The organism is Paraburkholderia sp. D15, assembly GCF_029910215.1.
GTDB lineage: Bacteria > Pseudomonadota > Gammaproteobacteria > Burkholderiales > Burkholderiaceae > Paraburkholderia.
In genome coordinates this window covers 785,194-805,778 of sequence record NZ_CP110395.1, presented here as the reverse complement: position 1 = coordinate 805,778, position 20,585 = coordinate 785,194, and the positions used below count along the sequence as shown (strand labels likewise).

The 20,585-nt window shown below is 65.2% G+C and carries 15 protein-coding genes; 4 read left to right on the top strand and 11 right to left on the bottom strand.

Going from position 1 to position 20,585, the window contains the following annotated elements:
* Positions 1-57 precede the first annotated feature (57 nt).
* Positions 58-1,245, top strand: coding sequence for a glycosyltransferase (locus tag LFL96_RS03465; RefSeq protein ID WP_280998039.1), 1,188 nt, complete (start codon positions 58-60; stop codon positions 1,243-1,245).
* 130 nt (positions 1,246-1,375) lie between these two features.
* Here LFL96_RS03465 and LFL96_RS03460 read toward each other — a convergent pair whose 3' ends face one another.
* Positions 1,376-2,521: an acyltransferase gene (locus LFL96_RS03460; protein ID WP_280998037.1), complete on the bottom strand. Its 1,146-nt coding sequence runs from the start codon at positions 2,519-2,521 to the stop codon at positions 1,376-1,378.
* A gap of 300 nt (positions 2,522-2,821) precedes the next feature.
* Between LFL96_RS03460 and LFL96_RS03455 the strand changes: the two genes are divergently transcribed.
* The gene (locus LFL96_RS03455) at positions 2,822-4,303 is read left to right on the top strand and encodes a hypothetical protein (RefSeq protein ID WP_280998035.1); all 1,482 of its coding nucleotides are present in this window, start codon (positions 2,822-2,824) and stop codon (positions 4,301-4,303) included.
* 63 nt (positions 4,304-4,366) lie between these two features.
* A complete protein-coding gene (locus tag LFL96_RS03450) occupies positions 4,367-5,581 on the top strand; it encodes a glycosyltransferase (protein ID WP_280998033.1) in 1,215 nt (404 codons plus the stop codon).
* A gap of 114 nt (positions 5,582-5,695) precedes the next feature.
* On the opposite strand, the gene LFL96_RS03445 is transcribed toward LFL96_RS03450, so the two are convergent.
* On the bottom strand, positions 5,696-7,435 hold the full coding sequence (locus LFL96_RS03445; RefSeq protein ID WP_280998031.1) for a GMC family oxidoreductase: 1,740 nt from the start codon (positions 7,433-7,435) through the stop codon (positions 5,696-5,698).
* Positions 7,436-7,659: 224 nt separating this feature from the next.
* Complete coding sequence (locus LFL96_RS03440) at positions 7,660-8,280, bottom strand: DapH/DapD/GlmU-related protein (RefSeq protein WP_280998029.1); 621 nt, start codon at positions 8,278-8,280, stop codon at positions 7,660-7,662.
* A 184-nt stretch (positions 8,281-8,464) separates the two neighbouring features.
* Between LFL96_RS03440 and LFL96_RS03435 the strand changes: the two genes are divergently transcribed.
* Entirely contained in the window at positions 8,465-9,022 is a 558-nt protein-coding gene (locus LFL96_RS03435) for a hypothetical protein (protein WP_280998027.1), read from the top strand.
* Between the two features lie 32 nt (positions 9,023-9,054).
* Here the strand turns inward: LFL96_RS03435 and LFL96_RS03430 are convergent, their stop codons facing one another.
* The 8 genes from LFL96_RS03430 to LFL96_RS03395 all read right to left on the bottom strand — a co-directional run bounded on the left by LFL96_RS03430 (position 9,055) and on the right by LFL96_RS03395 (position 20,579).
* Positions 9,055-10,458, bottom strand: a complete 1,404-nt coding sequence (locus tag LFL96_RS03430) for a glycosyltransferase WbuB (protein ID WP_280998025.1) — start codon at positions 10,456-10,458, stop codon at positions 9,055-9,057.
* 93 nt (positions 10,459-10,551) lie between these two features.
* The gene (locus LFL96_RS03425) at positions 10,552-11,694 is read right to left on the bottom strand and encodes a glycosyltransferase family 4 protein (protein ID WP_280998023.1); all 1,143 of its coding nucleotides are present in this window, start codon (positions 11,692-11,694) and stop codon (positions 10,552-10,554) included.
* A 113-nt stretch (positions 11,695-11,807) separates the two neighbouring features.
* On the bottom strand, positions 11,808-12,755 hold the full coding sequence (locus LFL96_RS03420; RefSeq protein ID WP_280998021.1) for a GDP-L-fucose synthase: 948 nt from the start codon (positions 12,753-12,755) through the stop codon (positions 11,808-11,810).
* A 5-nt stretch (positions 12,756-12,760) separates the two neighbouring features.
* Positions 12,761-13,879 carry a GDP-mannose 4,6-dehydratase gene (gene gmd / locus LFL96_RS03415; protein ID WP_280998019.1) on the bottom strand — a complete coding sequence of 373 codons (1,119 nt, stop codon included), beginning with the start codon at positions 13,877-13,879 and terminating at the stop codon, positions 12,761-12,763.
* Positions 13,880-13,959: 80 nt separating this feature from the next.
* On the bottom strand, positions 13,960-16,194 hold the full coding sequence (locus tag LFL96_RS03410; protein ID WP_280998018.1) for a polysaccharide biosynthesis tyrosine autokinase: 2,235 nt from the start codon (positions 16,192-16,194) through the stop codon (positions 13,960-13,962).
* A 50-nt stretch (positions 16,195-16,244) separates the two neighbouring features.
* Positions 16,245-17,384 (bottom strand): polysaccharide biosynthesis/export family protein, encoded by a 1,140-nt coding sequence (locus LFL96_RS03405; RefSeq protein ID WP_280998016.1) that lies wholly within the window; start codon positions 17,382-17,384, stop codon positions 16,245-16,247.
* 67 nt (positions 17,385-17,451) lie between these two features.
* A complete protein-coding gene (locus LFL96_RS03400; protein ID WP_280998014.1) occupies positions 17,452-18,837 on the bottom strand; it encodes an undecaprenyl-phosphate glucose phosphotransferase in 1,386 nt (461 codons plus the stop codon).
* 53 nt (positions 18,838-18,890) lie between these two features.
* Positions 18,891-20,579, bottom strand: a complete 1,689-nt coding sequence (locus LFL96_RS03395; RefSeq protein WP_280998012.1) for a sugar phosphate nucleotidyltransferase — start codon at positions 20,577-20,579, stop codon at positions 18,891-18,893.
* Between the last annotated feature and the right edge of the window lie 6 nt (positions 20,580-20,585).

The following is a 20,585-nucleotide window of genomic DNA, read 5'->3' as shown; positions in this document are numbered from 1 at the left end:
CGCGGGTGTGCGGCGTCGGCCATTTTTCCCTCACTCCCGCATGGGGCTACCGATCCGATGGAACAAGCCTACGTCCTGATTGTGGAACCGAATCTGACCGGTCACCGCTGGCGCTATGTCGAGTGGACCATGCAGGCCTGCGCGGAAGCCGGCTATCCGTGCATGCTCGTGACCGAATGCGCGAACGAAGATCACCGGCTCGCGCGCCAGATCACCGCGGCCAATCGCCCGGATCAGCAGATCGCCTTCGTCGATCCCGAGGAACGGCCGCGCGGGCTGCGCGATCCGAACGAGTACTGGCGCTTTCACCGCTATTTCAAGCGGGTCCATACGATCCTCGGCCGCACGCAGAGCATTCGTCTCGTGGTCGTGCCTTACGTCGATTACTTTTTTCACGCGCTGCCGTTTCTCGGCTCGCCGTTCGGCAAGACACCGTGGATCGGCATCACGATGCGCGCGACCTTTCATCATCATCAGGTCGGCATCAAGGCGCCGGACCGGCCGCTCGTCAACGCGATCAAGGCGCAGCTCTTCAAGCGCTCGATTCGGGCGACCGGTCTGCGCACGCTGCTGACCATCGACCCGACCTTGCCCGAATGGGCGGCACGCCATACGTCGAAAAACACCGCGAAAGTCGCCTACGTGGCCGATCCGTTCCCCGACGAGCGCGCGGAAAATCCGCTGCTCGCGCGCGAGCGCCTCGGTCTCGATCCGGCGCAGCGCTACCTGCTCGTCTACGGTGCGATCACCGAGCGCAAGGGCATCTACGAACTAGTGCACGCGCTGACGCGGCTGGAGCATGCGCCGGCGCTGATCGTCGCCGGCGAACAGGACGACGTGACGCGCCACTTCATGCGCAACCACATCCGCAGTTTGACGCCCGCGCCGCTGGTGCTCGACGAGTTCATTTCCACCGACGTCGAACGCGATCTGTTCTCCGCCTGCGACGCGGTGTGGCTCGGCTACAAAGGCCACTACGGGATGAGCGGCGTGCTGGTGCAGGCGTACCGCTTCGGCAAGCCGGTGATCGCGACCGAGGATGGACTGATCGGCTGGTTCAGCCGGCGCTGCGAACTGGGGCCGATCCTGAGCGATCTGAGTTCGGCGTCGATCGGCCGCGCGATCACGGAGACGATGACCTCGTGGCCGCATCCGGACGACGCGGTGCCGCCGGCTCGCGAGGAATTGCTGTCGCGGCATACGCTGGGGGAATTCAAGCAGACCTTGCTGCAGCAGATGGCCTGAGCGTGCGGGCATGCTTGCCGATGGAAAAAACCGGTTGGCTCGAAAAATAACGTAGCCGCGCCGTAAAACGAAAAGGCCTCCATCGATTCGATGGAGGCCTTTTCGTTTCTACACCCTCACGACTACACCCTCACGACACCTGGCTCCCAGCCGGCACCTGTTCGCGCACCGAGCTGCTGCGCTTTTCCGGGAACAGCGCATTGCGCATCAGCAGGAACGGGTACTCGATCGCGCGCGTGGTCACGTAGCCGATGAAGATCGCGAGCGCGAACTGCGCGCTCAGCGCGATCACCCAGATCAGACTCGGCGGGAAACCCATCGCGGTGGTCTTGCGGATCAGCATGTCGCCCGGTGCGAGCGCCAGCGAATGCCACAGGTAGATCCCGTACGAATACAGACCGACCCAGGCCACGCCGCGATAGATCCACGATTCGCGCATCGATCCGGAGTATTCGAGCACCAGCACGATCAACGCGGCGAAACCGAGTGCCTGGATCGTGTAGCCGATGCTTTCGTCGAGCGCGAAATTCCTGGTCGCGAGCACGAGCCACGCGCACAGAATCGCGACGCACACGATCAGGAACGCCTTGCGCCTGGCGAGCTGGTGATAGACGCCGGGCTTCATCCAGTAGATCGCCGAGAGAATCACGCCGACCAGCAAACTGTCGATCCGGTATTGCGTGTACGCGAACGCGCCGTCGAGATCGCCGCCCGCGACCGCGAAGCAGCGCGCGGTCAGCACCACCGCGCAGATGCCGCTCAACACGCCGACGATGGTCCATGCGCTCAGACGCCAGCGCGCGAACAGCAGCAGCAACGCGGGCAGCACGAGATAGAAGTGCTCCTCGACCGCGAGACTCCAGGTCTGGGTAATCGACGTGCCGAGATAATTTTGCAGATGGGTGAGGTTCTGCACGAGGAAGGTATTCCACGGATGCCGCCCCGCCAGCACGTGGAAGGCGATCAACACGTAGTACGCGGGCCAGATACGGAAAATCCGCCGGATGATGAAACGTCGCGCGTCGACATGTCCGGTTTCCGCGTACTGCCGCAGCAACAAGCCGCCGACCAGAAACCCGCTCAACGTGAAGAACAGATTCACACCTTCGCGGCCGAAACTCTTCAGTGGATACTCAATAACCTGGATCAGATAATTGCCGGTGTGCACGGCATGGAAGTGAAATCCCATCACCATGATGATTGCGATGCCGCGTACGAAATCGAGTTCGATCGACCGTCCCCGCACCGTTGGCTTCGCCCCGCCGAATAATTTCATGTTGTTCCCCTGTTACCTTGTGCAGGCGATCCCTGTCGATCGCATGCCCTCCCTTCCGGCATCTTGGGTGGCGGCGTGCGTGCATGCGCGCCAACTTCAATGCGTTCGACGACAACCTGAGCCAGTGTGCTCGCGTCTTGCAGGAAGTGCACTTGCCGCTGTCGCCAGAACCCAGGCAATCGGCGACGAATGCGGTCCAGCCAACTAACGGATTGGGAGATTCCCGGAGAATGGCCTGATGCGAGACCGTCCGCTGCAGACGGACGGCGAATCGACCGCAACGGGGGAGGGAACTCAGCAATGCGCCACCAGTATGCAACGCCCTGGATCTGGATTTTTCTGCTGCCGCTCGCGTTCGACTACAAGGCGACCGATGCGAACACCGGCCATTGGGCGCAATTCGTCTTCGTGGTGCCGTCGTTCGCGGCAGGTCTCGCGCTGCTGCTGATCGCGCCGCGTTTTCGCGAGCGTTCCCGGTTACGCACCATCGTCACCGCCAGCATGATGCTGTGCGTATTCGGCAGCGTAGTCGCGCAATTCGTGCAGGACAACGACGTCGGTAACTATCTGCGCACGCTGCTGCCGTTCGTGCTGTTTCTGCTCGGCTACCTCGTCGCGTGCCGGCCGTGGAGCGAATTCCGTCTCACGCAATTCGAACGCTCGCTGTATGTCGGCAACCTGATCAGCGCGCTGTTCACCCTCGTCTACGGTATCGCGACCAGCGGCAGTCTGGAAGAAGTCCGCTACCGGATCGTCTCCGTCACCCTGCTCGGTCTGCAAGCGGTGCTGCTGCACGAATTCGTCGTGGCGCGGCGCTTCACGATGTTCAACCTGGGCGTGTTCGGCATCACCATCGTGATCGAACTGCTGAGCGTGACCCGCAGTCTGCTGCTCGGCACCGTGCTGCTGTTCCTGCTCGCGATGCTGATGAGCGCGCCGACTCTCCGGCATATCTGGCGCGCGTTCGGACGCACCATCGTGATCGGCGGCGTGCTTGCCGGCATCGCCGGCGTCTCGGCGCTGTGTTTTCCGGAAGTCGCCGAACACTGGACCGAACGGATTTTCGTGTCGCACGAAACCATTTCCGGCAAGGACCCGACCACGGTCACGCGGCTCGCCGAAATGCGCGACCAGTACGACCAGGTGACCTCGTCGCCGGAAACGGTGCTGTTCGGCGAAGGCTACGGGCACTACTACCATTACTCGCCGCTCTATCTGCCGGACCTCGTCGGGCAGATCACCGACGAAGATTTCTACGCGATCAACGAGTGGGCGGCCGGTCACAACTTCTGGGTCTATCAGTTCTTCGCGGGCGGGCTGCTGTTCGGCATCGGCATGCCGCTGGCGACGCTGGCCGCAATGGTCGTCTGCATCTTCGCGTACCGGTACTGGCGCGCGGTCGTTCCCGATGCGCCGATGCTGCCGGTGCTGGGCCGCGCGATCCTGCTGTTCGCCGCGTTGCCCGCGACCACGATCGGCGGCAATCCGCTTGGCCCGCGTTTTTCCGGTCTCGTGTTCGGCATCGGTCTCGGCCTGATGGTCGCCACCTACGCGCGTTTGCAGCGCGCGCTGCCGGCCCGCGTGCGGCGTCCGCGCAGTCCACCCAACTGGCGGCCGGCGATGATGCCCGACCTGCCGGGGCGGATTCATCCCGGCATGGGCCGCGCCGATCTGCCGGCCGCGCTCACCGCGCCGCGTCAGGCCAACTCCGCGCACGACACGAAATCGCTCGGTGCGCTCGCGCCGCGCAATACGCCGGCGTCCGGGACCCGGCATTCCTGACCGGCCGGACAAACGCCCGATAACCGGCTGATAACCGCCCGATAACCGACCGACGATCGCCCGATGAAAATCCTCCATCTGCTTGCCAGTGTCGATCCCCGCGCGGGGGGCCCCGTCGAAGGCGTGCGCCGCAGCGGCATCGCGATGCGCGACGCCGGTCACGACATCGAAGTGGCAACCTGCGACGCGCCCGGCGACGCCTACCTCGCGACCTTCCCGTTCGCCGTCCATACGTTCGGCCCGGCGCGCAGCCGCTACGGCTACAACCCGCGCCTCGCGCCGTGGCTCGCCGCGAACGCGAAGCGCTTCGACGCGGTGATCGTGCACGGCCTCTGGCAATACCACGGCTTCGCGGCCTGGAAAGCGCTGCACCACAGCGGCGTGCCGTACTACGTGTACGTACATGGCATGCTCGACCCGTGGTTCAAGCAAGCCTATCCGCTCAAGCACATGAAGAAGTGGCTGTACTGGCCGTGGGCGGAATATCGCGTGCTGCGCGACGCGCACACGGTGATCTACACCACCGAGGAAGAACGCACACGCGCCCACCAGTCGTTCTGGCTGTATCGCGCGCGCGAACAGATCGTGCCGTTCGGCGCGGCGGTGCCCGCGCTCGACGGCGCGCCGTTGCGCGAGGCGTTCCTTCAGGCCGTGCCTGGTTTGCGCGGCAAACGCATCGTGCTGTTCCTCGGCCGCGTGCATGCGAAGAAGGGTTGCGATCTGCTGATCGATGCGTTCGCGCGGGTCGCGAGCCGCGATCCGTCCTTGCATCTGGTGATCGCCGGTCCGGACGAAACCGGCTGGGGCGCGACGCTGCGCAGCCAGGCGCAGGCGGCCGGTGTCGCCCAGCGTCTGAGCCTGCCCGGCATGCTGCAAGGCGACCTGAAGTGGGGAGCGTTTCATGCAAGCGATGTGTTCGTGCTGCCGTCGCATCAGGAGAACTTCGGCGTCGCGGTGGCCGAGGCGCTCGGTTGCGGACTGCCGACGCTGATCTCCGACAAGGTCAACGTGTGGCGCGAAATCGAAGCGGACGGCGCCGGCATGGTGGCGCCGGATACCGTCGACGGTACGGAAAAGAGTCTGCTGCGCTGGCTCGAGCTCGACGACGACGCGCGCGCCGCGATGCGCGCGCAAGCCTCGCGCACCTTCGACGCGCGCTTCCGGATCGAAACGATGGTGAGCGCATTGACCACGCTGCTGGAAACCCGCGGCGCACCCGCCGAAGCACGCGACACCCCGCTCGCCACGATGCGCGAAACGGCCCAGCAGAGTTCGTAAACGGCAAACGGGATTCATGCGGCCATCACCTCATGAATCCCGCCACCCCCGAAAAGCCAGACCCCTCCAGCACGACCCGGCGACGCCATTCAGCGTACGCCACCGGGTCCAACCTCACTGTTCCTTCATCAACGGCGTCAACGTGGACGCGGCGATCGGCAGCGTCTCGACCTGCGGCGTCGCCTGCATCGACCTGGCCGGACCGTTGGCCGCGTCGCCGCGCGTATTGCCGACGATATCCGGCAGATCGAGCTGCCGCACCAGATGCCCAGCGAGCCGCAACGACAGCGCCGAGATCGTGATGGTCGGGAAATTCGCGCCGACGGTCGGGAACACCGAACTGCCGCCGATATACAGATTGCTGATGCCGTGCACCTTGCAGTCGCGGTCCACCACGCCTTCGCGCGGCGAATCGTGCATGCGTGTGGTGCCCATGTGATGCCACGTGCCTTCGAGTTTCACCGGCCACGTGCGGCCTTCGAGCGGCGCGTCGAGCTGGACGTCGGCGATGCCGGCCGTTTGCAGCTCCTGCGCGAGCAGCGCGAAGGTCTTGTCGAACGTGCGCTGCACCTGCTCGCCCAGACGCCATTCGACGCGTACGCGCGGCATGCCGAAGCGGTCGCGCTTGTCGGGCGACAAGGTCACGCGGCTGTCCGGATCAGGCACCGCCTCGACGATCGCCTGCAAGGTCACGTCGGAAATCAGCGCCGGCCATTGCAGCAGCCGCGTCAGACCGAACCCGACCGTATGCAGCGGATGCGCGATCATCGTCTGGATATCGCGCTTCAGGCTGCGGCCCGGCTGATCCTTCTGCAACAACGCCTCCTTGCAGTGAATCAACGCCTCGGACGCCGCGCTGCCTTCGCCGTACCACTTCGAATACAGCCACACGCGCGAGTTGAGCAGCTTTTCGCGCTCCATCCATTCGGCCGTCGGCGCGAACTGCGACGAGATCTTGGTGCCGTGCGCCGACACCGCCGGGTTCTGGTAGTGATACTTGATGTCGTAGAGCTTGTTGCGCGCGTTGCCCGGACGGAAACGCACCTTGCCCGACATCATGCGCGGATGGTCCATGAAATAGCGGCCCACCAGATCGTGCGCATTGCCGAGCCCGGCGGCCTGCACGTCGTTCGACGCGAGCAGCAGGCGCGCGTTTTCGATGCCGCCGGTGGCGAGCACGAAAATCTTCGCCTGCACCGTCAGACGCCGGCCGCTGATCGTGCCGACCTGCACGCGGGTGATCGTGGTGCCGGCCGCATCGGCATCGATATTCAACACGTTCGCGTAGAGGAACACGCGCACTCGTTGCGACTGCAACAGTTCGTCGCGATACACCTTGCCGAAGCGCAGCGGCGGGCTGAACTGCGCGACCGTATCGCGCATGTCGCCGCTCGCGAGCGGCACGCGGCGCACGTCCGGACGGCCGATCTCGCGCTCCCAGTAGGCCGGATCGAAATTCTGCGGACCGAGCTTCAGCAGTTCGTGCGTGCGCGCGTAGTACGGCGCGAGCTCGTCGAGGCCGAACGGCCAGCCGCTGTGCGCGATCCAGTCGCGCTTCTCGAAGTCCCACGGATCGAGCGGGCGGCACCAGCCGCCCCAGCAGTTGCTGCTGCCGCCGAAATAACGGCTGCGCGAGCCGTCCGCGAAGGTATACGGCAGGCCCGCGTTTTCGCCGCGATACAGATCGCGGGTTTCGTCGTCGGGTCCGAAACCGCCGCTTTCGAGCAGACAGGCATCCACGCCCGCCCTCGACATCTCACGCGCGAGCGTGATCCCGGCGACCCCACCGCCGATGATGCAGACCGTCGTTTCGATAACCGTGTTTTGCGCAACCGTACGAGTGTCGATGAACATCCCTGCTCCCCATCTTCTTCATACATTTTTGGCGTCCGTCGCTGACGTTACCGGCCTCTTCTGGCCGGCACGCGGACTGACGCACACGTCGCACTCCGTTTTGCACGCCGGCGGCGCCGCGAACGTCGATATCCGATCGACGGTTTCGTTGCAGCAGTTAGCCTGGCGGATAGCACGACCCCGGTTTCCTCAGCGTAAGGACGCCGTGGGTTTACGTCTGTGGTTCAGGGCACTGAAGTAAACCGTTTCCGAATGAAACGGCACGGATTGCCGCCGTACACGCCCTCGGCTTCGAGCGAACGATGCACGACCGAGAGCGGTGTCACCACCGCCGAGCGGCCGATCGTGACGCCCATCTGCACGACGCATTTCGACGTGATCCATACGCCGTCCTCGATCACGATCGGCGCGACGTGCAGGTCCATGTTGGTGCTCATGTCGTGCGAGCCGGCGGTCAGGAACGTGCCTTGGGAAATGCACACGTTCGAGCCGATCTTGATGGGCGCTTGGTTGTAGATCCAGACGTCGACGCCGAACCAGCACTTGTCGCCCACTTCGAGATTCCACGGCGCCTTCACGCGGATCGGGTGCACGAAGCGGCATCCGTTGCCGATCTTCGCGCCGAACAGCCGCAGCAAACCAACCCGCACGAACGACAGCGGCAGCAGCTTGTTGTTGATCACGCACGCTTCGAGCACGAACCAGATCAGCTCGATCAGCGCGCCGCGGCTTGCGCGGTAGTTGCCCTTTCCGGCCAGACTCAGGTCGATGACCCGGCCAGTTTGCTGCGCGTCGTCGGCTTGCGGCAGGCAAGCGATGCGCGGATCGTCGGCAATGTTACCCATCAGCTTTCTCCGAACCACGAACGGTGGTAAACAGACACAAGCAAGCCAGCAACTTCCTTACATTATGTTGCCGCGCCTTGCGGGGCTTGTCGGCGTGGCCGTGCCGGCAAGCGTTTTGGCGGCTACGCGCGGCATGGATGGCGCACGATAGCTGTACAGCGACAGCATCTCCCCGGGGATCACCATGAAGCACGCGTTTCGGACCACTACCCTTTACACCGCCTTCTGCAGCGCGCTCGCGCTGGCCACGCTCGCCGCACCGGCGCTGGCCTTCGCGCAGAACAACGGCAACGTCAATGGCAACGGCAACGCCGCGCCCGCTGCCGCGCCGGTCGCGACCGGCTACGGCATCAATGCCCCGGCGCCCGTCGACCGGATGGCGAAACAGCGCGCGAGCGAACAGACCCTGCTCGGCGCACCGCGCGAATACAGTTCGGACGACCTGAAACAAGGCGATACCGAGGACGCGCAACGCACCGCGCTGCTCAACGAGCAGCGGATGAAGGTGCTGGGCAACGCGCAGGGTGCTCAGGGTGGACAGCCGAATCTCGGCAAGGGCGTCGGCAAGGGCAATGTCAAGGCCAACGCGGCCGCCAACGGCGCCGCGCAGTTCCGGGTCGCCGACCAGGCGAACGCGCCGGTGAATGCCGCCGACGCGCTGATGCCCGCCGGCGCCGCGAAGAACACGTACGCCGATCCGTACGCGACGCGCAAGGGCACCGTCTATCGTTCCCCGTGGTGAGTGTGATGTCATGACGCGGGCCGCACGCCGGATCAATCCGGCGCGGCGTCCTCCGCCGTGGCCGCCTGGGACCGGCGCGACGTGGCTGCGACGCCGGCGGGGCGCGCGGCGAAATACGGTCCCTCTCCGGGTACACCCGATACGCCAGGTACGCCAGGCACACCCGATACACCAGGCCCCCCCGGCGCGCGCCCCTCGTCGGCGGCCATGACGCGCTGACGCAACGCCATCTCCAGCCTTTCCTCGAATGTGCGGATCGTCGCCTCCGGCGACAGCGCATCCACCGCGTAGTGACGCCCGGCGCTGCCGAGCGCCGCACGGCGTTCACCATCGTCGGCCAGCGCGGCGATCGCGCCCACCAGCGCGTTCAGGTTATCCGGCGGCACCACGACGCCGCGCGGCGCGACCGCTTCATGCAAGGCGGTACCCTCGCGCGCCATCGCGACCGTCGCGCGGCCGCTCGCGAACATGCCGGTGAGCTTGGACGGCATCACCAGATCCGCGGCGTCGCCGCGTTGCGGCAGCACATGAATGTCGGCGAGATTGAGCAGGTCGTTCAGACGTTCGACGGGTTGCAAGGGCATGAAGATGCAGTTGCTCAAGCCCGCGCAACGCGTGGCGAGATCGTCGCGCGCCGCACCGCTGCCGCAGAACACGAACGTGATGTCACGGCGATCGGCCAGCAGCGTCGCCGCGTCGGCGAGCGTCTCGATCCCCTGCTTCGCGCCCATGTTGCCCGAGTACAGCACCACCTTCTGACCGGCGGCGAGGCCAAGTTCGCGACGGTAGTCGCTCTCGCGTTCGAGCGGAAAGATCGCCGACACGTCGACCCAGTTCGGCAGACACACCACGCGCGACGGCGCCACGCCCTTGCTCTGCGCGCGAGCACTCATCTGCCGCGTGATCGACGACACCGCGTCGAAGCGGCGCAACAGCCCGCGTTCGACCCAGCGTGCGAAGCGCGCGGCGCGCGAGCTCTTCAGCAAGCCCAGCTCGAAAGCCGCATCGACTTCGTAGTCCTGGATATGCAGCCACGCCTGCGCGCCCGTCACGCGCGCGAGCATCAGCGCGGCGGGTGCGCACATCAGCGTCGGCGCGATCAGCATCACCGCGTCGGGACGCCACAGCGCCTGACGCGCGATCAGCGGCAGCGAACTCGCCGCGAAGCTGGCGAGGTGCAGCATGCGCTTGAGGCCGCCCGGTCGCGCCGGCACCCACAACGGCGCACGCCACAGCGTCACGCCCTCGCGCGTTTCCCGGCGGTAGCGCCACGCCGAATAGCCCTGCGTCACGCGCCACTCCGGGTAATAAGGCGGCGCGCACACCACGCGCACTTCGTGTCCCCTGCGGGCCAGCAACGCGGCCATTTCCGCCGTGTACTTACCCGTCCCCGTCAATTCCGGCGCGTAATTGATGCCGTAGATCAGGATTTTCATTATTCGACTGCCAGAACGTTAGGACTTCATTGGCGCGCCATGGGACGCGGCCCGACCGATCGCGGCTGGCCTGCCCGGCCTTCCGCAACCCGATCAATCGCTCAACATCAATGCACAGCCTCGGGCGATATTCGCCGCCGCCGACGGCGGATCGAAACGCCGGATCACATCCATGCAGCGATGCGCGGTGCCGCTCGCATCCGCGAACGCTTCCATCGCCTTGAGCATCGTGCGTTGCAGACCCGGCACATCGCCCGCCGTGAACGCGTAACCGCTCACGCCATCGACCACCAGTTCCGGCACGCAGCCGCAACTCTCGCTGACCACCGCCGGACAACCGTGCGCGAGCGCCTCGTTGACCACCAGTCCCCACGGCTCGCTGTAACTCGGCAGCACCATGCAGGTCGCGCCGTAGTACTCGCGCGTGAGCGGCTCGTCCTGCAGACTGCCGACGAAGGTCACCGCATCGTCCAGCGCGAGGTCGGCGACCTTCGCCAGCAACGCGTCCTTCATCGGTCCCGTGCCGACGATGCGCAGCTTCGCCGCCGGAATACGCCGGCGCAGACCGGCAAACGCTTCGATCAGCGTGCCGATGCCCTTCTCTTCCGAGAGCCGCCCGACGTACAGAAACACCGGCGGATTGCCGGCGCGCGCCGCGGTGCGCTCGACCAGCGCACGCTCCGGCGAGAACGAGCCCGGCAACGCGGCGGCCTGGCACGGCACGAAGATCTTGTCGTTCTTCGCGCCGAGCGACAGCAGATATTCGCGGCTACGCTCGCCGAAACCGAAATAGCCGTCGCACAACGCAAAGAACACGCGCTTCGGGATCGACGTGAGCAGCTTCTTCGGCCGGTCGCGCGCGGTGGAATCGCAGAATACCGCGCGCCGTTTGCCGGTGACGATGCACGCCGCCAGCATCGCCCAGTACTCGGGACGGTGATAGCCGGGCAGCACGATCAGATCGGACTTGGCGCGCAGCACTTCCCACGTGAGACGCGCGATCAGCTTGAGCGTCGGCACGTCTTCGTAGCAGCCGTCGAACAGCTTCTGCATCGGGTAGCGGTGGAACGAATAGTCCACCTCGGAGAAGCCGATCCGGTCGTGTTCGGTGTCCGCGATCTGCACCATCGAATAACGGATCGCGCCGGATGCCGAGATGTTGTGCAACGCGGAGAACACCACACCCTTGTGGCGCGACCATACGACGTTGTGGAAGATCGTGACTGATGCAGTCATGGGTTTGCCACTCCAGGAAAATCGTCCATGGGTGCGTGGCGCTGGCGCGCCCGCACGGCGTTGCGGGTCAGGGAGCCGGTCGGCGTCGATAGAGGCGTTCGCGTTCCGGGCCGCTACGCGGCCGCCGGCATGCTCGCGTGCAGTTCGACGAACTCGCGGTACGTCGCCGCGATCCCCGCTTCGAGTCCGATCGACGCGCGCCAGCCCATCTGCGCGAGCCGCGAGACGTCGAGCAGCTTGCGCGGCGTGCCGTCCGGTTTCGACGCATCGAACACCAGTTCGCCCTCGAAGCCGACCACCCTGCAGATGCACTCGGCCAGCTCGCGGATCGACAGGTCTTCGCCCACGCCGACGTTGAACAGCCCTTCGGTCACGTTGTTTTCGAGCATGAACAGCGTCGCCGCGGCGAGATCGTCGACATGCAGAAACTCGCGGCGTGGCGTGCCCGAGCCCCACACCGTCAGCGAGGCCGCGCCGCTCAAACGCGCTTCATGCGCCTTGCGCAGCAAGGCCGGCAACACGTGGCTGCTGTTCAGGTCGTAGTTGTCGTTCGGGCCGTACAGGTTGGTCGGCATCAGCGCGACGAACTGCGTGCCGTACTGGCGGTTGTACGCGTCGCACAGCTTGACGCCGGCGATCTTCGCGATCGCGTACGCGTCGTTGGTCGGTTCGAGCGGCGAGGTCAGCAGATACTCCTCGCGAATCGGCTGCGGACACGCCTTCGGATAAATGCACGACGAGCCGAAGAACACCAGGCGCTCCACCTTCGCGCGATACGCCGCGTGAATCACGTTGGCCTCGATCACGAGGTTCTCGTAGATGAACTCGCCGGGCCGCGACGCGTTCGCGAGAATCCCGCCCACGCGCGCGGCGGCCAGCAGCACCACGTCGATCTGCTCGGTTTCGAAGAAGCGTTGCACCGCCGCCTGATCGGTGAGATCGAGTTCCGCGCGCGAACGGGTGATCACGTTCGGATAGCCTTCGGCGCTCAAGCGCCGCGCCAGCGCGGAACCGACCATGCCGCGGTGTCCCGCGACGAAAATGCGAGCCTGTTTGTTCATCGCCGTTACTCGTGATGTTCCAGCGCCGTGAATCCCGCCAGCGTGACGAGCGCGTCGCGCCGGGCGATCTGATAATCCGAGCGCACCATTTCCTTGACCAGCGACTCGAACGACGTGGTCGGCTGCCAGCCGAGCTGCGCGTGCGCCTTCGACGGATCGCCGAGCAGCGTCTCGACTTCGGCGGGGCGGAAGTAGCGCGGATCGACACGCACGATCACGTCGCCGGGCGACATCTTGATCTCGCGCCCTTCGACCTTCTCGACGATGCCGACTTCATCCACGCCGCTGCCCTCGAAGCGCACGGTCACGCCCAGCTCCGCGGCCGCATGCTGGACGAACTGCCGCACGCTGTACTGCACGCCGGTGGCGATCACGTAATCCTCCGGTTGCTCCTGTTGCAGCATGCGCCATTGCATCTCCACGTAATCGCGCGCATGGCCCCAGTCGCGCAGCGCCGACAGATTGCCGAGATACAGCGTCTTCTGCATGCCGACCGCGATCCGTGCGACAGCGCGCGTGATCTTGCGCGTCACGAACGTCTCGCCGCGCACCGGCGATTCGTGATTGAACAGAATCCCGTTGCACGCATAGAGCCCATAGGCTTCGCGATAGTTGACCGTGGTCCAGTACGCGAACAGCTTGGCGACCGCATACGGGCTGCGCGGATAGAACGGCGTGCGCTCCGTCTGCGGCACCTGCTGCACCAGACCGTACAGTTCCGAGGTCGACGCCTGATAGAAGCGCGTCTTCTTTTCGAGGCCCAGAATGCGGATCGCTTCGAGAATCCGCAGCGCGCCGATACCGTCGGCATTGGCCGTGTATTCCGGTTCCTCGAACGACACCGCGACGTGGCTCTGCGCCGCCAGGTTGTAGATCTCGTCGGGCTCCACGCGCTGGATCACGCGCAGCAGGCTGGTGGAGTCGGTCAGATCCGCGTGATGCAGAAAGAGCCGCTGGTCCGGATCGTGAGGATCGCGGTAAAGGTGATCGATCCGGTCTGTGTTGAACAGGGATGACCTGCGTTTGATGCCGTGTACGTCGTAATCCTTCGCGAGCAGCAGCTCGGCCAGATACGATCCGTCCTGTCCAGTGATGCCGGTGATCAGCGCGACCTTGCGTTTCATGAAGCTCTCCTCGTTTGAACTTTTAGATGCCGTGGCGGCAGCCGCTGCCCCGTCGATTGGTCCCCAGCGGCCTGCCGTGTTTATCCCGCGATGCTGTCGTAGCCGTAATACCCGCCCTGATACCCCGAACCGAGGAAGGCGCCTTCCTGCGGCACGTCGGTCAGCAGCACCCCCCTGAGCGCCACGCCGCCGTTACGCAGCCGCTTGGCCGTTTCGCCGATCTCGTTCAGCGGATGGCGGCCATGGCGCACCACCAGCAGCGTGGTGCCCGCGTACTTGCCGATCAGCGTCGAGTCGGTCACCGCCAGTACCGGCGGCGTATCGACGATGACCAGGTCGTAGTGCGATTTCAGTTCCTCGAGCATGGTTTCGAAACGCTTGCTCATCAGCAGCTCGGACGGATGCGAGGGCAGCGTGCCCTTGGCGAGCACGTCGAGGCCCGGCAGCACGTCGCGCTGCACGATCGACGCCAGATCGCCGCCGCTCAGCACGTCGGACAGACCCGGCTGATGGCCGATGCCGAAGTGCGAGTGCACGTCGCCGCGCCGCATGTCGCCGTCGATGATCAGCACGCGCTTGTTGGCCGACGCCACCAGCGCCGCGAGATTCACAGACAGGAACGACTTGCCGGTATCGGGCCGCGAGCCGGTGATCATCACGACGTTGTTCTCCGCGTGATCGAGCGAGAGCTGCAGCGAGGTGCGCAGATTGCGCACGCCTTCCACCGCGATGTCTTCGGGCGCCGTTTGGGCGAGCACGTGCAGGCCACGGCGGCGCAGCATCACGTTTTCCTGCAGACGCAGCTGGTTCTGACTGCGCGGCACGACCGCGAACACCGGCACGCCAAGCACCGCTTCGAGTTCGTCCGGACGTTCGACGCCGCCGTACATCGCGCGCTTGAAGAAGGTCAGCAGGATGCCGACCAGCAGGCCGCCGCCCAGCGCGATCAGGATCGCCAGCACGCGCTTCGGCCGTACCGGTTCGTCTGGCGCTTCGGCGAAATCCACCACGCGCACCGAACCCACCTGGCCGGCCTTCGCCACGCGCAGTTGCTGCGAGCTGTTCAGCAGGTTGGTGTACAGCTCGGTGTCCACGTGCACGTCGCGCAACAGGCGCAGCGCGGTCTGCTCGGTATCCGGCATCACCGCGACGCTCTTGTTCATGCTGGCCGCCGCGCCTTGCAGCGCCGCGATCTGCGCGTCGAGCGCCGCGACCGCCGGGTGATTCGCGGTGAAACGTTGCGACATCTCCGCGCGTTGCTGTTGCAGATCCATCAGCTTGGTCTTGTTGTCGACGATCTGTTGCAGCAGCAGACGGCTTTCCTCGCCGAGGTCGACGGTGCCGTGCGCGTTGCGGAACTTGTTGTAGCGCTGTTCCGCTTCGTCGAGTTCCTTGCGCAAGCCCGGCAGTTGCTGATCGAGGAAGGCCAGCATGTGCTCGGCTTCGGTCGAACGGCTTTCCACGTCCTGCTTCACGAACTCGCGCGCCATGCTGTTGACGATCGCCGCCGTCAGCGCGCTGTCGCCGCCTTCGAGGCTCGCGCGGATCACGCCCGACTGCAGCGTGGTTTCCTGCACGACCAGCGCTTTCTGCAGACGGTCCACCGTGCTCAGTGTCGACGCGCGCGTCAGTTCGTAACGCGAGCCCGGCTCGCCGACCAGCTTGTCGACGTGCAACGCGATCGGACCATCCGCGGTATCGGTCTGCACCGTTTCGCCGACCTTGCCCGACAGGATCGCGATGCCGTTCCTGTCGCGCAGCACGTAGCTGTTGTCCGCTCCGGCGATCAGCGTGAAGGTCGTGTCGTACATGTCCTTCGAGGTGTCGAACTGCGACACCGTGATGCTTTCGTCGCCCCACGCATAGCCCGACAGGTTGATGAAGCGCGGCAGCTTGAAGCCCCACTGCCCGTTCACCAGCCCGGCGATCATGCTGCCGATCACCGGCATGTAGCGCGGCGTCGCGCTGATGTCGAGATGCAGCGTCTTGACCGTTTCCTCCGTGACGAGCCGCGACTTCAGCAACTCGATCTCGGCGGCCGTCGACGGCTTGGTGTCGAACATACCGGTCAGGGGCGGCAGCGAATCCTTGCCGTTGTTATTGTTGTTCGCCGTCTTGTCCTCGACGTGGAACAGCACATCCGCGCGATAGGTCGGCGGCGCGAGGAACGCGTACGCGCACCCCAGCGCGAGCGCGATCAGCGTGACCACGACGATCGTGCGCCACCCGCGCACGATCGTCCGCAGATAGTCCGACAGATGCAGCTCGTCCGGTCCGGACACGTCGGTGTAGCGGTTTTCGAAGTTGATTGCCATTTTCATCACCCAACAAAGCCCGGCGGTTCAAGGTCACGTTTCAAGGAACGTCATTTCGCGAGGACAGCGCCCGTCACGGCCGCGTTGATCGCCGGCAGCAGCAGGTTCAGCACACGGTTGAAGCGGACCAGTCCGCCCTGACCGACGTACACCACGTCCTTCGGCTGGAGTTCGAACTGGTTGGCCAGCAGCATCGACACCGGCGAGGTCGCATCGAGGTGATAGACCTGCGGCGAATCGCTCATCGAGTTGCGGATCACGAACAGCTGTCTGGCCGCGGCCGTGTTCGAGTCGAAGCTGCCGCTGTCGGAGATCGCCTGCGACAAGGTCAGCGAGCCGTTGCGCATCGGCAGGATCGTGGCGGGCTTGTTCACTTCGCCCATCACGTAGACGCCGCTGTCTTCACGCGAAGCCACGCGCAGCATGTCGCCCGGTTGCAGGTAGATGTCCGACGGGTTGCGGCCGCGTTTGATCAGGTCGTCCACGTTGATCTGATACGTGGTGCCGTTGCGGATCAGCTCGACGCGGCTGCGATCCGCGTTCGCGCTGAAGCCGCCGCCCTGGCTGATCGCGGTGGTCAGCGACATCGGAATGTCGTTGAGCGACTGCGCGCCCGGCGTGCGGACTTCGCCGTCCACGTAGACCTGCGCATTGCGGAACGACGCGACCCGCACCGTCACTTCAGGCTTCTGGTACACGCTGCTCAGGCGGCGATGCAGTTCCTTCTGGATCGTCGACACGTCCTTGCCGGCCACGTGCATGGTGCCCGCGTACGGGAACTGCACGTCGCCGCTCTCGTCGATCAGAAAACCCGGCGCGGCGTCGGACGGCTTGTTGTTCTGCGCCGGCTGGCCGAGCGCGGCCGCCAGTTCCGGGTGATCCCACACGACGATCTGCAGCACGTCGCCCGGGCCCACCTTGTACGACACCGGCTTGCCGAACAGGCCCGCCGTCTGCGTCGGCAGGGTCGTGGCGGCCTGCGTCTGATGCATCTTGCGCAGCAAGGCCAGATTGATGTCCGTGATCTGGATCTGCTGCTGCGTGGACGCCTCCGTGCTGTAGTCGCCGCCCGTGTCCTGAAGCGCGGCGGGCGTGATCATCTGCTGACCGGGGACGCTCCCGCATCCGTTCAGCAATGTGGCTGCGGCGAAAACCAGCAAACTTCCCGTGCGTAAACCAAGTGAGCTCATGATGTTTCCTCCTTGCGCCACGACGGGTCCCTCGGAAAAGGCCGCGCCCAGCGTGCTTGTTAACTACTTAGTAAGCGTTGCGATGCACCAGTCCGGCCGCGATCGTCGCCCCGATGATCCGCATGTCGAGCGCGAACGACCAATGCCCCAGGTAGTACAGGTCATGTTCGACACGACGCTCCATTTTTTCGATGCGGTCCGTCTCGCCACGAAAACCGTTGATCTGCGCCCAACCCGTAATGCCCGGTTTGATGCGGTAGCGATTGATGTAGCCGGCGACCACTTTCTGATAGAGGTCGTCGTGCTCGAGTGCGTGGGGACGCGGTCCTACGACCGACATGTCGCCTCGCAACACGTTGAAGAATTGCGGCAGTTCGTCGAGGCTCGTGCGGCGCAGGAACGCCCCGACCTTCGTCACGCGCGCGTCGTGGCGCGTCGCCTGGCTGAGCGTGCCCTTGGCCTCGGTATGCAGGCGCATCGAACGGAACTTGTAGATCGTGAAGACGCGGCCGTCGGCGCCCTTGCGCTTCTGTTTGAACAGCACCGGGCCGCGCGACGAGCACTTCACCGCGATCGCGATGGCCAGCAGGATCGGCGCGAGACCGAGCAGCGCGGTCGCCGCGAACAGCCGGTCGAAGATTTCCTTCTTCAGCATCGAGCTCGCGGACAGCGGCGAGGCGACCAGGTTGATCGCCGGCACGCCGAGCAGATCGATCACGCCGCTGCCTTCGAACAGCGCGAGGCTGCGCACGTCCGGCATGAAGCGGATGTTCACCAGGTCGTCGCGGAATTCGCCGATCAGCGAGCAGATCAGCGGCTCCTCGCTAAGCGAGAGCATCAGCCAGAGTTCGTGAACGTCGTTGGTGCGGATGTATTCGGCGAGCGCGTCGACCTTCTCGAACACCGGCACGCGCGCGGCCGTGACCGGCGCGACATCGGGACGCGTGTTGTACACGGCGGTCGCGCGAAAACCGGTGGTGGGCGCGGAATCGATCCGGCGCAGAATCGCATCGCACTGCAAGCCGCTGCCGACGATCGCCACCTGATGCAGATTCATCCCGGCCGAGCGGGCCCGCGCCAGTGCCGCATGCGCGATCAGCCGGTAGGCGATCATCAGGCCGCCCGTCACCGCGGTCCAGTACGAGAACCACAAGCGCGACACGAAGTCGGCGCGATGCAGCGAGTACATCAGCACCAGCGCGCAGGCCTGCACCATCAGCCAGGCGAGCGACACCTGACCGGCCAGCGCGAGCTTGGAGCGGCCGCGCCACGATTCGTACACGCCGAAGGCCGGAAAGATAGCCAGTGCGAACGCGGCGCAAAACATCACCAGCGCCCAATAGAACCCGGATTGAGCGAGGTAATCGAAGCGGATCTGCGACGCCACGGCCGCCCCCGCCAACACCAGCGCGACATCGAACACTCGCGCGAGCAAATCCTGAAACTTGCGCATTTTGCTTACCTCGTTCTTACCGTTCTTTTCCGCAAAAACGTGACTGTTGCTGCTTACGGGCAGCGGCCGTAGTTGTCGTTGAACCTCACAATGTCGTCTTCGCCCAGATACGTGCCCGACTGCACTTCGATGATTTCGAGCGGCACCTTGCCCGGGTTTTCGAGCCGGTGACGGGTGCCGAGCGGAATGTAGGTCGATTCGTTCTCGCTCAACAGGAACTGCTCTTCGCCGCGCGTGACGAGCGCCGTGCCGCGCACCACGATCCAGTGCTCGGCGCGGTGGTGATGCAATTGCAGCGACAGCTGCGCGCCCGGCGTGACGACGATCCGCTTGACCTGGAATCGCTCGCCGTGGTCGATCGAATCGTAGAAACCCCAAGGACGCCGTACCTTGCGATGCGCGTCGGCCTCGGGCGCGTGCTGCGCCTTGATGCGCGACACCAGACCCTTGACGTCCTGCACATGCGAGCGGTCGACCACCAGCACGGCATCGGCGGTTTCGACCACCACGACGTTGGTGGTGCCGACGCACGCGACCAGCCGGCCTTCGGAATGCGCATAGCTCGATACCGCACCTTCGAACGCCACCCGGCCGCGCCCGGCATTGCCATTGGCGTCTTTTTCCATCGCGGCCCAGACGGCGTCCCACGAACCAAGGTCGGACCAGCCAGCTTCGAGTTTGACGACGACGCCGACCGGGTTCAGTGCGGTGGCGCGCGTGGCGCTGTCATTTGTCGTGGGATTGGTGTTTATTTCTTCGTTTATTTCTTCGCTTGTTTCAGCGCTTGTTTCCGCGCCTGTTTCTGCGTTGGCGTCCGCGTTCGCGGTGCCGGTCGTCACGTTCGCGTCGTCCGGCGAAACCGTTGCGCCCGCACCCGTCTCGGTCAACCGTTCCATCACCGCGTAATCGATCGAATCCGCCGGTGCGCCGAGGAACGCGTCGAGCAACGGCCGGAAGTACGCGCCATCGGTCTTGCCGCCGTTGAACGCGCGCTCGCAGGCCGCGTGCATCTCCGGCTGCAGACGCCGCAACGTATCGAGCCACACGCTCGCCCGCACGATGAAAATGCCGCTGTTCCACCAGTACGTGCCCGCCGCCACGTATTGCGCGGCGATTTCCTCGGCGGGTTTTTCGACGAAGCCGTCGATCGCATGGCTGCCTTCGCCCAGCGCCGCACCGATGCGGATATAGCCGAAGCCCGTATCGGGGCGCGTCGGCGGCACGCCGAGCGTGGCGATCGCGCCTTGTTCGGCGTAGCGCGCCGCGCATTCCAGCGCGCGCTGCAACGCGCCGATATCGGCGATCGAGTGATCGGCCGGCATCACGATCAGGATCGCGTCGTCGCCGCCGGCGCAGGCGAGCGCGGCCGCCATGGTCAGCGCGGGCGCCGTGTCGCGGCGCGCCGGTTCGACCACGAGGCGCGCCTCGACGCCGTTCGCGTGCAACTGCTCGGCGATCACGAAGCGGTGTTCCTCGCCGCACACGATGATCGGCGACGCATCCACCTTCCAGCCCGCCGGAAACCCGTTCATGCGACGCGCGGTGGCTTGCAGCAGCGAGTCGGAACCGACCACGTCGATCAGTTGCTTCGGATAGTTTTCGCGCGACACCGGCCACAGCCGTGTGCCCGAACCGCCCGCGAGAATCACCGGCACGATGCGCGCGCAACGCGCGCCGGCCGTCGCGGTATCCGCGCCGTTCGGCTCAGCCGACACAGCGTTCACAGCTCCCTGAGTCAACATATTCGT